The following is a 13,190-nucleotide window of genomic DNA, read 5'->3' on the forward strand; positions in this document are numbered from 1 at the left end:
AATAAATGCTGGTAATCAGTTATTTTGTTTGTAAAAAATAGTAGCTCTTCGTTAAATCGTAGTAGTTGGCCAGTTTAATTTCTGAAACAAATCCCAAACAACAATTCCCGCACTTACGGCAATATTCAGGGAATGTTTGGTTCCTAATTGTGGTATTTCGATACAGCCATCGCAAATTGCAACCGCTTCCTGAGCAACGCCATAAACCTCATTACCAAAAACAAGAGCATATTTTTGATTTTTCTCTACTTTAAAATCCTGAAGGAAAACAGAGCTTTCAACCTGCTCAATTGCCATTGTTATTACATTTTCCTTTTTAAGATTTTCAATAACTTCTAATACATTTTCGTGATGTTCCCAAGCCACAGTTTCGGTAGCACCAAGAGCAGTTTTATGAATTTCTTTATTTGGAGGAGTTGCTGTAATACCGCACAGGATTATTTTTTCAACCAAAAAAGCATCAGAAGTTCTAAACACAGATCCTATATTATGTAGACTACGGATGTCGTCTAACACTATTATAAGAGGTGTTTTGTCTGATTTTTTAAAATCTTCAATTGATTTTCTGTCCAGTTCGCTATTTTCAAGTTTTCTCATTGGGTGTAAATTCAGGTCATAAAAAAAGCTTCCAAAGATAAGGAAGCTTTTTCGATTATTTTATTTTGTTTTCAGATTAGCTTTTTACTGGATCTGGTAAAACTGTACCTTTAATAGTAAGTACTTTTGTTGGTTGTCCTTCAGCATTAGAAGTAACAGTTACTGTTTTTGTAAAAGCACCAACTCTGTCAGTAGCATATTTTACACCAATAATACCTTTAGCACCCGGAGCGATTGGCTCTTTTGGAGTTGTTGGTACAGTACAACCACAAGATCCTTGTGTATTTGTAATGATTAATGGTTTCGTTCCGTTGTTTACAAAAACGAATTCACGTTTTCCATCAGCATTATGAGCGATAGTTCCGTAATCAATAGTTTCTGTTTCGAAAGCCATTCCAGCTCCTTCAACCTTAGCAACCTTAGCAGCTTTAGCAGTTGTTTTTTTAGCTTGAGCGTTAGAAGCAGTAATTCCAACTACAGCTAACATAGCGAATAAAATTATTTTTTTCATCTTTAGAATCTTTGTTTTAATTATAAACAAATCTATATAAAAATCTTATATGTTAATATAAAAAAATCTTAAAATATTTTAATTTTTGATCCTCTTCGATATTCCTTTAAAATATTATAAATTCGCTGTCTTAATTTTCATTTAAAACACAATAATTTGGCAGCGAAAGAGAAAGTGGTGAAAGAAACACCTTTAATGAAACAGTACAACGAAATCAAGAGAAAATATCCTGATGCATGTCTGCTTTTTAGAGTGGGTGATTTTTATGAAACCTTTGGAGAAGATGCTATTAGGGCTTCAAAAATCCTTGGGATTACCCTGACCAAAAGAGGTGCGGGTTCAGAAACGGAAACTGCATTAGCAGGTTTTCCGCATCATTCTATTAATACGTATTTACCAAAATTGGTAAAAGCAGGACTTCGTGTAGCGATTTGTGATCAGCTTGAAGATCCAAAAATGACCAAAACTATTGTAAAACGTGGTGTTACTGAATTGGTAACTCCTGGAGTTTCTTTAAATGATGAGGTTTTACAATCAAAAACAAATAACTTTTTAGCATCTGTTTATTTTGCTAATAAAAATATCGGAGTTTCTTTTCTGGATGTTTCAACAGGAGAGTTTTTAACGGCTCAGGGAAATGCAGAATACATCGATAAATTATTGCAGAATTTTAATCCGAGTGAAATTCTGGTTCCAAAGAATAATAAAGGAGACTTTAAAGCTTCTTTTGGAGAAGATTTTCATACTTTTTATCTGGAAGACTGGATTTATAAAGAAGATTATGCATTAGAAACTTTAACCAAACATTTTCAGACTGTTTCGTTGAAAGGTTTTGGAATCGAAGAATTAAAAGAAGGTATTATTGCTTCCGGAGCGATTTTATATTATCTATCCGAAACGCAGCACAATCGTGTACAGCATATTACCGCGATTCAGCGTATTGCCGAAGATGCTTATGTCTGGATGGATCGTTTTACCATTAGAAACTTAGAATTATACCACAGTTATAATCCAAATGCGGTTACATTATTAGATGTAATCGACAGAACGCTTTCGCCAATGGGAGGACGTTTGTTGAAACGCTGGCTGGCTTTACCATTAAAAGATAGTAATAAAATAAAAGGACGTCATGATGTGGTTTCATATCTGAAAGCAAATTCTGAAGTACTGTATAATATTCAATATCAAATCAAACAAATTTCAGATTTAGAACGTTTGATTTCTAAAATTGCTGCCGGAAAAGTTTCCCCTCGCGAAATTGTTTATTTAAAAGAATCTCTGGATGCTATTATTCCAATAAAAACTTTAGCACTTGCAAGTCCGCAAGAAGCTGTGAAAATTATTGGAGATAGTTTGCATGCTTGTGATTTGTTGAGAGAGAAAATCAAAACCACTTTAAATCAGGATGCGCCTGTTGCGATTGCAAAAGGAAATGCAATTGCAAAAGGTATTAGCGAAGAACTGGATGATTTGCGTGCTATTTCAACTTCGGGAAAAGAATATTTAGAAGGAATTGAAAAAAGAGAATCAGAAAGAACGGGAATTTCTTCTTTAAAAATATCTTTCAATAACGTTTTTGGTTATTATATCGAAGTTAGAAATACACATAAGGATAAAGTACCAACAGAGTGGATTCGTAAACAAACCCTGGTAAATGCCGAGCGTTATATAACCGAAGAATTAAAAGAATACGAAACAAAGATTTTAGGAGCCGAAGAGAAAATTCATAAAATAGAAACAGATCTTTTTGAACAATTAGTGGCCTGGATTGCTACTTATATCAAGCCGGTTCAAATGAATGCTAATTTGGTGGCACAATTAGATTGTTTATGTTCCTTTACACAATTGGCGGTAGAGAATTTATATGTATGTCCTGAAATTGATGAAACATTTGAACTTGAGATCAAAAACGGAAGACACCCTGTTATCGAAAAACAATTGCCGGTTGGAACCCCATATATTGCCAACGATGTTTATTTAGACAGAGAAACGCAGCAAATTATTATGATTACCGGACCTAACATGTCTGGTAAGTCGGCTATTTTAAGACAAACCGCTTTGATTGTACTATTGGCTCAAATGGGAAGTTTTGTTCCTGCTGACAGCGTTAGAATGGGAATTGTAGATAAAATCTTTACCAGAGTAGGAGCGTCAGATAATATTTCGATGGGAGAATCTACCTTTATGGTCGAGATGAATGAAACGGCTTCTATTTTGAATAATATTTCAGATCGTAGTTTGGTGCTGCTGGATGAAATTGGAAGAGGAACAAGTACGTATGACGGAATCTCGATTGCCTGGGCGATTGCGGAGTTTTTGCATGAACATCCGGGGAAACCAAAAACGTTGTTTGCAACGCATTATCATGAGTTAAATGAAATGACAGAATCTTTGCCGAGGATTCAGAATTATAATGTGGCGGTAAAAGAATTAAAAGATACTGTTCTTTTTATCAGAAAGCTTGTAAAAGGAGGAAGTGCGCATAGTTTTGGAATTCATGTCGCAAAAATGGCTGGAATGCCTCAAATTGTAATTTTAAAAGCGCAAAAGTTATTAAAGAAATTAGAGAAGAACCATTCAAACGAAGCGCTAAACGGAATTAAGGAAGCTGGTGATGAAATGCAAATGAGTTTCTTTAATCTGGATGATCCTTTATTAGAAGAAATAAAAGAAGAAATTATGAGTCTCGATATAAACGCCATAACTCCGGTTGAAGCACTGATGAAACTCAATGAGATCAAAAGAATGCTGGTTAAGAAATAAAATTTAAAAGTTTTCAAGTTTAAAGTTTAGGTTATCAGAAAGTTATAAAATAAGTGTAATTTTTTTCAAAAAACGCTTGTATAATTGAATAAATGTCCTAAATTTGCACTCGCAATACAGCACAAGTCAAGTATTGTAGTTCTTACAAGAATTTGAAACGCGAAAATAGCTCAGTTGGTAGAGCGCGACCTTGCCAAGGTCGAGGTCGCGGGTTCGAGCCCCGTTTTTCGCTCAATGCCATATAATGCTCGGATGGTGAAATTGGTAGACACGCTGGACTTAAAATCCAGTGAACAGCAATGTTCGTGCGGGTTCAAGTCCCGCTCTGAGTACTAAAGCCTCTTCTTTTGAAGAGGCTTTTTTTATTGTGTAAACTCGCACAGCGTAAAATAAATTTACTTCGTAAATTTATTTTAAAGAATCTAAGAATCTACCCCGATAGCTATCGGGACTAAAATCAACAATCTAAAATCTAAAATAATAAATGGGTGCTTTCGTAATTAGCAAAAGGTTTAACGATGAGTATAAATTCGTATTTACTTCTAGGAAGGGTAAAGTGATATTTACGAGTTTGAGTTATGAATTGAAGTTTGAAGGTGAGGAGGATATTGAGAAATTTAAAGCAAATATAGATCAGGCTAAGTTTTTAAAATTTAAAGGCTCTGGAGGGAAGTATTTTTTTAAATTGATGTTGGGAGAGATTCATTTTGCTACAAGTCGTAAATACACCACGGAATTGCTTTTGCAAAAGGGAATAAAAGAAATTGTAACATATGCTTCAAAGTCGGAGATTTTGGATTTTTCATCAAGTGAATCAATTTTTGAGGATGAAATAATCGAAGAAGAAGTTGAGGAATAAAAAAAAGCGATCGCCATGGCGATCGCTTTTTTTTTGCGGATGCTAATCATTAAAATTAGGCACAAAAAAAAACCATCTCAAGGATGGTTTTAAAATCTTTAGAACTAAGTTCTAATTATTTTTTTACTTCTTCTACTTTAGCAGCAGCAGAATCAACTTTAGCAGCAGCAGAATCAACAGTTGCAGCAGCAGAATCAACTACAGCAGCAGCAGAATCAACAGCAACAGCAGTAGAATCTACAGACTCAGTAGCTGCAGCATCAGCTTTTTTACAAGAAACAACAGTTAAAACAGCAACAACAGCTAAACTTAAAAATACTTTTTTCATCTTACTTTATTATAAAAGGTTAATTATTAATTCGTGGCAAAGATATAAATTTTTTAATATGTAAAATATTTTTTTATTTTTTTTTTAAAATATTTTCATTGCTCACGATTATCTTAGTTATCAAATAATATGCCACAATGCTAAAATTATGTTATATTATTGTATTTTTTGATTAGATTATTTTTTGTTGAATATTCAATAAAGGAATTGGCTAATTTTATTCGCTTCCTTGCAGTTTATTTTGTTTTTGATTCATTATTTAATAAACTCTAAAAGCGAAAAAGATCTCGTTTAAGCTCTTTTATAAATAATAATGACACAAAATACTATATTGTTTGAATAAACCTCTTAAGAAACGATATTCATAATGGTATTTGTTGCGCCGGTATTATCCTGAATATACGATTTGCAAATGCGACTTTTTTCTTCTAAAAATTTTGGATCATTAAGCAAGTGATCCAAATTTTGTTTTAGTTCATTTTGGTTAGAAATTACAATACATCCTTCAAGTGTAACTAATTGAACCGCTTCTGCAAAATTGGAGTAATTTGGACCAATTACAATTGGTATTCCAAATGTGGCTGGTTCGAGAATGTTATGAATTCCCGGATTTCCAAAACCTCCCCCTACATAAGCTATGGTTCCGTAGCTGTAGATTTTAGTCAGTAAGCCCACTGTATCGATGATAAATACATTGAATTTTGGCAAATCATGGTTTTCTTTTTCAGAAAACAAAACAGTAGATTTCGTAATTTGACTTTTTAAACTCGCTATCTGATCTGCTTTGATGTTGTGCGGAGCAATAATAAATTTTACATGATCCGGTGCCTGATTGATATATTCAGCTAATAAAGCTTCATCTTTTGGCCAGGAGCTTCCTATTATTATAGTAGGTGCATTATTTTTGAATTTTTCGATAAAATCAAGCGTATTGTCTCTTTCTAAAATTGCATTTACACGATCAAAACGAGTATCGCCGGAAACAATAACATTGTGAAATCCTATGCTTTCAATTTTTTCCTTCGAACTTTCATTCTGGACAAAAAAGTAAGTAAAAGCTTTTAATGCTTTTCTGTAGAATCCACCATACCATTTAAAAAACATTTGGTTGTTTCTGAAAATCCCTGAAATTAAATAAGTAGGAGTTTTGCTTGTTTCCAGTTCTTTTAGATAATTTAGCCAGAATTCATATTTAATAAAAAATGCCAATTCAGGATGTGCTATTTTTAGAAATTTCTTAGCATTTCCTTTCGTGTCTAATGGCAGATATACAGTAACATCAGCTACTGTGTTGTTTTTACGTACTTCGTATCCGGAAGGAGAGAAAAAGGTAACAATGATTTTATGTTGAGGATATTTTTCCTTGATTTTTTCGATTACCGGTAAACCTTGTTCGTATTCGCCTAATGAAGCAGAGTGAAACCAAATAGTTTTGTCGGTTGGTTTTATTTTTTGTTTTAAAATGCTAAAAACATCTTTTCTGCCATCAACAAAAAGCTTAATTTTCGGACTAAAAAGGGCTACAATTTTCAGAAAAAAACCTGTAATAGAAATAACTAAATTATATAGAAAAAGCATCTGTTTATTTTTGTGGCTAAATTACGTTTCTTTCGATTATTTTCATTGGTTTGAAGGTATTAAATAACTATTTTTGTTCCTCCTTTTAGAGATTCTGGTTTAAAAACAGATCTTTAATTTTAAAAATATATTGAAAATGAAAAAAATTCAAATGGTTGACTTAAAGAGTCAATACGAAAAAATAAAAACTACCGTTGATGCTTCGATTCAAGAAGTTTTAGATACAAATACTTATATAAATGGACCATTGGTTCATCAATTTCAAAAAAATCTTGAAGATTATTTAGGGGCAAAACACGTAATTCCGTGTGCAAATGGTACAGATGCTTTGCAAATCGCCATGATGGGATTAGATCTAAAACCAGGCGATGAAGTTATTACTGCTGATTTTACTTTTGCAGCTACTGTTGAGGTTATCGCTTTATTGCAGTTAACTCCTGTTTTGGTAGATGTTGATATCACAAACATGAATATTGATATCGAAGCAATTAAAAAAGCAATTACACCAAAAACAAAAGCAATTGTTCCGGTACATTTATTTGGTCGCGCAGCAAATATGGATGCGATTATGGAAATTGCTGCTGAACATAATTTGTATGTAATCGAAGATAATGCACAAGCAATTGGAGCTGATTATATTTCGAAATCAGGTACAAAAAGCAAAGTAGGTGTTATTGGTCACGTTGCTGCAACTTCATTTTTCCCTTCTAAAAATTTAGGATGTTACGGAGATGGTGGAGCAATTTTTACGAATGACGATAAATTAGCGCACATCATCCGCGGAATCGTAAATCACGGAATGTACGAGCGTTACCACCATGATGTTGTAGGTGTAAATTCACGTTTAGATAGTATTCAGGCTGGGGTTTTAAATGCAAAATTACCTTTGTTAGACGAATATAATACAGCACGTCGTTTAGCAGCTTCAAAATACAATGCAGCTTTCGCAGGAAATGCACATATTATAACGCCGGAATTTGATGCAAACGAAAACGATCACGTTTTTCATCAATATGTATTGAGAATTATCGATGCAGACAGAAATGCTTTATTGCAGCATTTGCAGGATAAGCAAATTCCGTGTGCGATTTACTACCCGATTCCGTTGCATTCGCAAAAAGCTTATGTAGATACGCGTTATAAAGAAGAACAATTTCCGGTTACAAACCAATTGGTTCAGGAAGTTATTGCTTTGCCAATGCATACAGAATTAGATGATGAGCAAATTAAATTTATTACAGATTCGGTTTTAGAATTTTTACATAAATAATATATGAGAAGTTTCCGTGTTTTAATCCTGTTGATTATGGTGCAGTTTTCTGCTTTTGCTCAAAAATCAAATGCAAAAGAAGAAGCCGCAGTCAATAATCAAGTTGAAATTTTGCGTAAGGCAATGATTGATGCTGATGGAAGTAAATTAAAAGCGTTAACTTCTGAAAGGTTGAATTACGTTCATTCGAATGGTAATTTTCAAAATCAGACAGAATTTATAGATGGAATCGTTAGCGGGAAATCTGATTTTGTAACAATAGATTTTCAAAACCAAACCATAACTATTCAGAATGATGTAGCAATAGTTAGACATGTTCTGTCAGCTCATACTAAAGATGAGGGAATTGACAGAGATATTAAGATAGGAATAATGCTTGTTTGGCAAAAGCAAAGAAATCACTGGGTTCTTATTGCTAGACAAGCTTATAAATTAACTACATAAAAATTAACCAAAAAATGAAAGTATTAGTAACAGGAGGATTAGGATTCATTGGTTCTCACACGGTAGTCGAATTGCAAAATGAAGGCTTCGAAGTTGTGATAATTGATAATCTTTCAAATTCTACAGAAGATGTTTTAAAAGGAATAACCAATATTACAGGAAAAACACCTTTATTTGAAAAGTTAGATTTAAGAGAAAAATCGGCGGTTCAGGATTTCTTTAAAAAACACAATGATGTTACTGGGGTAATTCATTTTGCTGCTTCAAAAGCAGTTGGCGAAAGTGTTGAAAATCCGTTATTATATTATGAGAACAACATTAGCAGTTTAGTATATCTTTTACAGGAATTGCAGCAAAAACCGGAAGCAAGTTTTATTTTTAGTTCTTCTTGTACGGTTTACGGTCAAGCCGAAAAAATGCCAATTACAGAAGATGCTCCTGTGCAGACAGCAATGTCTCCTTACGGAAATACGAAACAAATAGGAGAAGAGATTATTATAGATACAGCGAAAGTAACCAATATAAGCGCAATTTTACTTCGTTATTTTAATCCGGTTGGAGCGCATGCAACAACTGAAATTGGAGAATTACCAATTGGGGTTCCGCAAAATTTAGTTCCTTTTATTACACAAACCGGAGTAGGATTGCGTAAAGAATTATCAGTTTTTGGAGACGACTATCCAACTCCAGACGGAACTGCAGTTCGGGATTATATTCACGTTGTCGATTTAGCAAAAGCACATGTTATTGCATTACAGCGTTTGTTTAACAAAAAGAATGTACAAAAAGTAGAAACCTTTAATTTAGGTACCGGAACAGGAAGTTCAGTTCTGGAAGTAATTCATAGTTTCGAAAAAGTAAGCGATAAAAAATTGCCATATAAAATTATGCCGCGCCGCGAAGGTGATATAACCGAAGCTTACGCCAATACAGATAAAGCAAATGATGTTTTAGGCTGGAAAGCTCAATTAAGCCTGGACGAAGCAATGGCGAGTGCATGGAAATGGGAACAAAAAGTTCGTTCTTAAGTACATAAAGATATTCCGTAGAGGCGCACAGCAGTGCGTCTAACAATAGAATATTAAAATCCCAAATAATCATTAGATTGTTTGGGATTTTTTATTTTGGGTTGATTTATTTTGTAAATTTGTAAGATTAATTTGTAGGAATTATGAATAAGAAAAGAGAAGACTCGAAAAATGATAAGGTTGAAGAACCTTCCGTAGAATACGAAGTTCAAAAACCTAAATTTAAAGGAATAGACCCTGAAACTTTTGATTTTGATGCAGAGTTCGCAAAAGGATTAACACTGGAAGAAGCTAAAGCGGAATCAATCAGGAGAATAAGAGAGTAGTGGGGCAAATAGAAATAAACTCTACACCAGATGTTGTTAGATTTTTAGATGACTTGATTAATGAATTGTATAAGAAAGAATATTTGGATTTATAGAATCTGCAGAAAAATATGTATCTGATATTTACAAGGCAATTCCTGATAGAATAAAGAAAACAACACATAAGAAAACTCCAAATAATATTAAATATTTAGGTTCAAATTATATTTTTTATAAAGTAAATCCAAGAACAACATGGTATATCTTTTTTGAAAAAAATGAGAATTATTATTTAATAACAGGTATTATAAATAATAATTCTTGTGAAGCAAATGAGCTGTAAAAGCAAAATCCTCATAAACTAATCAAAGTATATGAGGATTTAAATTTATACTGTTTATCACTGAAAACTGCGACTGAATACTAAAAATTAAGCATTCGCAGTAACCGCTTCTTTATCTATTTTATTAATCAAGCCGGCTAATACTTTTCCTGGACCAACTTCAGTAAACAAAGTAGCACCATCAGCGATCATTTGTTGTACAGATTGAGTCCATTTTACAGGAGCAGTCAATTGAATAATTAAGTTCTTTTTGATTTCGTTTGCATCAGAAACCGCATTTGCAGTTACGTTTTGATAAACTGGGCAAATAGGAGTAGAGAATGTAGTTGCTTCAATTGCAGCAGCCAATTCTTCTCTTGCAGGTTCCATCATTGGTGAGTGAAAAGCTCCTCCAACAGGTAAAATTAAAGCGCGTTTTGCTCCGGCAGCTTTCATAGCTTCACAAGCCTTTTCAACGGCAGTAGTTTCTCCTGAAATTACTAATTGTCCTGGGCAGTTGTAGTTTGCAGCAACTACAATTCCGTCGATAGAAGCACAAACTTCTTCTACGATATTATCAGCTAAACCTAAAACAGCAGCCATTGTAGATGGAGTAATTTCGCAAGCTTTTTGCATCGCAAGAGCACGTTGAGAAACTAATTTAAGACCATCTTCAAAAGATAAAGTTCCGTTTGCAACCAATGCAGAGAATTCTCCTAAAGAATGTCCTGCAACCATTTCTGGTTTAAAATCTTCGCCTAAAGTTTTTGCTAAAATAACCGAGTGTAAAAAAACAGCAGGTTGTGTAACTTTAGTTTCTTTTAGTTCTTCGGCAGTACCTTCGAACATGATATCTGTAATTCTAAAACCTAAAATTTCATTGGCTTTTTCGAATAATTCTTTGGCTAAAGCCGAGCTTTCATATAAGTCTTTGCCCATTCCTGTAAACTGTGCGCCCTGACCTGGAAATACGTATGCTTTCATTTGTCTAATTTAAGATTGAATTTTTTTAAATTGAAAATTAGTTTCAATTGAAAGGCAAAAATAGTACTTTTTTATTTCGTATAATCCTTAAACATGTAAATCCATGCTAATCTTGAAAATCTAAGATTGAAAGAAGTAAGCAGGATAATCACAACGGCAATAATAGGAATGATTCTTAAATCGAAATTTTTCTCAAAGAAAAACTGAGCAATACAATACGTTGTAATTGCCTGAGCAACTGTTAATCCGTAGTTTACATACATGGCGCCAAAGAAATAACCAGGTTCTTTCTGGAACTTGTAATTGCAATGACTGCAATATTCATTCATTTTTGGCAAGCTAAAATTTAGAAAAATATTCTTGTCTTTAAAAACTTTTCCTTTATGACAAATAGGACATTCGTTGCTTAAAATATGAGTTAATGCACTTGACATGATCTTGTTGTTTTTTATTTATACAAAGGTAATCCAGAGTAGGATAAAAGTCTTTTTTATATCTTCGCTACTTATAGCACAATAAAGACATTTGTCATGAAAAAATATCCCGTTTATAGTGTCCAGAATTTCAGTTGCAATGATATTCACCGTGATTTTTATGTAAATACATTCAAAGAGCATCTAAAAAGTCACAGTTTTGTCGAAGAGCCACATCGACATGATTCGTATTTAATGGTATTTTTCACAAAAGGTTCAGGGCAGCATGAAATAGATTTTGATCAATTTGCAATAAAAAATGGAAGTTTATTTGTTTTGCAACCCGGACAAATGCATCATTGGAGTTTGTCTGAAGATATTGAAGGCTTTGTGATAATCTTTTCGCAGGAATTGTATAATCTCTATTTCGGACAAAAAAACATCAACGAGTATAACTTTTATCATTCGATACATAACCGACCGGAAATGGTTTTTGAGGAAAAAGAAATTCCAAAAATCCTTCCGTATTTTAATTTACTGATTCAGGAAAACAATCAGGAAAATCGCTATCAACTCGATAAAATGCTGAATTTATTAGATTGTATTCATATCGAGATTGCTCGTAAATACAACGAAACCTATTCGCATCAAACGCATTCCTATAATATTAAAATCGATAAGTTCGAAATGCTTTTGGAGCAATATTTCAGACAAGAAAAATTACCGTCTTTTTATGCCGAAAAACTAAATATAACCTTGAAGCATTTAAACAGAATCTGCAATGAAATTCTTCAAAAAACAGCCACCGAAGTTATTACAGATCGTGTAGTTTTAGAAATAAAAAGAATGCTGATCGACAAACAATTAGCTGTAAACGAAGTAGCGTTTAAAGTTGGTTATGAAGATTATTCGTATTTCTCGCGATTCTTCAAAAAACAAACCGGAATGTCACCAACAGAATTCCGAAATGCAATACGTTGAATTTTATTAGCCACGAATTCACGAATTTTTTATGCGCAAATTTTGAAATAATTCGTGAATTCGTGGCTAATAAAAAAAAGCCTGCACTTCCTAAAAAGTGCAGGCTTTTCAACCAACCAAATTAAATCTATTCTAAAAGAATTAAGCTTGTTTTACAAATTGTAATTCGATGTTTAAACGAACTTCTTCTCCAACTAAAACACCACCAGTTTCAAGAGCAGAGTTCCAGTTTAAACCCCAGTCTTTACGATTTATTTTTCCTTCTATACTTAAACCTACTTTTGTATTTCCCCAAGGATCAGTTAAGATTCCGCTATATTCTACAGGAAATTTAACTTCTTTTGAAATACCTTTGATTGTTAAATCTCCAGTTAATTCATAATCTCCAGCATCAATTTTTTTGAAAGATGAAGCTTTGAAAGTTAATTTTGGATTGTTTTCAACATCAAAGAAATCTGCACTTCTCAAGTGACCATCTCTGTCAGCATTTGCTGTGTCGATAGATGCGATATCACCAGAAAATTGGATATCTGCATTTTCGAAGTTATCTCCGTCTGTAGTAATTGTTGCGTCGTAAGTTCCAAATTTACCTGAAACATTTGTAAACATCATGTGTTTAACTTTAAAACCAATTTCTGAATGTGTTGGGTCAATTGACCATTTTGTAGTTGCCATAATTTTTATTTTTAAATAATTAATTTCATTTTGATAAGACAAAGTTACTTCGATTGTCTTTGTTAAGCACTTAACCTAGATTAAGAAATAAATAACGAAGTAACTTTTTGAATATCAGTATTTTTGTTTTTA

General features: G+C 33.1%; 14 protein-coding genes and 2 tRNA genes. 9 read left to right on the forward strand and 7 right to left on the reverse strand.

What is annotated here, in order from left to right:
- Positions 1–51: 51 nt before the first annotated feature.
- Positions 52–597: an RNA methyltransferase gene (locus BXU01_RS12690; RefSeq protein ID WP_083693544.1), complete on the reverse strand. Its 546-nt coding sequence runs from the start codon at positions 595–597 to the stop codon at positions 52–54.
- A gap of 76 nt (positions 598–673) precedes the next feature.
- Positions 674–1,108 (reverse strand): DUF1573 domain-containing protein, encoded by a 435-nt coding sequence (locus tag BXU01_RS12695; RefSeq protein WP_055095086.1) that lies wholly within the window; start codon positions 1,106–1,108, stop codon positions 674–676.
- Between the two features lie 156 nt (positions 1,109–1,264).
- Here BXU01_RS12695 and mutS point away from each other — a divergent pair, with 156 nt between their 5' ends.
- From mutS to BXU01_RS12715, 4 genes are all read left to right on the forward strand, one after another.
- A complete protein-coding gene (mutS, locus tag BXU01_RS12700) occupies positions 1,265–3,871 on the forward strand; it encodes a DNA mismatch repair protein MutS (RefSeq protein WP_083693545.1) in 2,607 nt (868 codons plus the stop codon).
- Positions 3,872–4,030: 159 nt separating this feature from the next.
- A tRNA-Gly gene (locus tag BXU01_RS12705) sits at positions 4,031–4,103 on the forward strand.
- A 14-nt stretch (positions 4,104–4,117) separates the two neighbouring features.
- Positions 4,118–4,203, forward strand: a tRNA-Leu gene (locus BXU01_RS12710).
- Positions 4,204–4,355: 152 nt separating this feature from the next.
- A complete protein-coding gene (locus BXU01_RS12715; protein ID WP_083693546.1) occupies positions 4,356–4,730 on the forward strand; it encodes a DUF1508 domain-containing protein in 375 nt (124 codons plus the stop codon).
- A 115-nt stretch (positions 4,731–4,845) separates the two neighbouring features.
- On the opposite strand, the gene BXU01_RS12720 is transcribed toward BXU01_RS12715, so the two are convergent.
- Together BXU01_RS12720 and BXU01_RS12725 are read right to left on the reverse strand one after the other, a co-directional pair.
- Positions 4,846–5,058 carry a hypothetical protein gene (locus BXU01_RS12720; RefSeq protein WP_055095081.1) on the reverse strand — a complete coding sequence of 71 codons (213 nt, stop codon included), beginning with the start codon at positions 5,056–5,058 and terminating at the stop codon, positions 4,846–4,848.
- A gap of 348 nt (positions 5,059–5,406) precedes the next feature.
- A complete protein-coding gene (locus tag BXU01_RS12725) occupies positions 5,407–6,636 on the reverse strand; it encodes a 3-deoxy-D-manno-octulosonic acid transferase (protein WP_083693547.1) in 1,230 nt (409 codons plus the stop codon).
- 136 nt (positions 6,637–6,772) lie between these two features.
- Between BXU01_RS12725 and BXU01_RS12730 the strand changes: the two genes are divergently transcribed.
- From BXU01_RS12730 to BXU01_RS12745, 4 genes are all read left to right on the forward strand, one after another.
- Positions 6,773–7,906, forward strand: a complete 1,134-nt coding sequence (locus BXU01_RS12730; RefSeq protein ID WP_083693548.1) for a DegT/DnrJ/EryC1/StrS aminotransferase family protein — start codon at positions 6,773–6,775, stop codon at positions 7,904–7,906.
- A gap of 36 nt (positions 7,907–7,942) precedes the next feature.
- Positions 7,943–8,350, forward strand: a complete 408-nt coding sequence (locus BXU01_RS12735) for a nuclear transport factor 2 family protein (protein ID WP_255373759.1) — start codon at positions 7,943–7,945, stop codon at positions 8,348–8,350.
- 14 nt (positions 8,351–8,364) lie between these two features.
- Positions 8,365–9,378: a UDP-glucose 4-epimerase GalE gene (gene galE / locus BXU01_RS12740; RefSeq protein ID WP_083693550.1), complete on the forward strand. Its 1,014-nt coding sequence runs from the start codon at positions 8,365–8,367 to the stop codon at positions 9,376–9,378.
- Between the two features lie 143 nt (positions 9,379–9,521).
- Entirely contained in the window at positions 9,522–9,704 is a 183-nt protein-coding gene (locus BXU01_RS12745; protein WP_083693551.1) for a hypothetical protein, read from the forward strand.
- A gap of 409 nt (positions 9,705–10,113) precedes the next feature.
- Here BXU01_RS12745 and fabD read toward each other — a convergent pair whose 3' ends face one another.
- Both fabD and BXU01_RS12755 read right to left on the reverse strand, forming a co-directional pair.
- On the reverse strand, positions 10,114–10,989 hold the full coding sequence (gene fabD / locus BXU01_RS12750; protein ID WP_056190824.1) for an ACP S-malonyltransferase: 876 nt from the start codon (positions 10,987–10,989) through the stop codon (positions 10,114–10,116).
- 71 nt (positions 10,990–11,060) lie between these two features.
- Positions 11,061–11,423: a DUF983 domain-containing protein gene (locus tag BXU01_RS12755; RefSeq protein WP_083693552.1), complete on the reverse strand. Its 363-nt coding sequence runs from the start codon at positions 11,421–11,423 to the stop codon at positions 11,061–11,063.
- 96 nt (positions 11,424–11,519) lie between these two features.
- On the opposite strand from BXU01_RS12755, the gene BXU01_RS12760 reads away from it, so the two are divergent.
- The gene (locus BXU01_RS12760) at positions 11,520–12,383 is read left to right on the forward strand and encodes a helix-turn-helix domain-containing protein (RefSeq protein ID WP_083693553.1); all 864 of its coding nucleotides are present in this window, start codon (positions 11,520–11,522) and stop codon (positions 12,381–12,383) included.
- 141 nt (positions 12,384–12,524) lie between these two features.
- Here BXU01_RS12760 and BXU01_RS12765 read toward each other — a convergent pair whose 3' ends face one another.
- Complete coding sequence (locus tag BXU01_RS12765) at positions 12,525–13,058, reverse strand: YceI family protein (RefSeq protein ID WP_083693683.1); 534 nt, start codon at positions 13,056–13,058, stop codon at positions 12,525–12,527.
- Positions 13,059–13,190 lie beyond the last annotated feature (132 nt).

Source organism: [Flexibacter] sp. ATCC 35103 (assembly GCF_001975985.1).
Lineage (GTDB): Bacteria > Bacteroidota > Bacteroidia > Flavobacteriales > Flavobacteriaceae > Flavobacterium.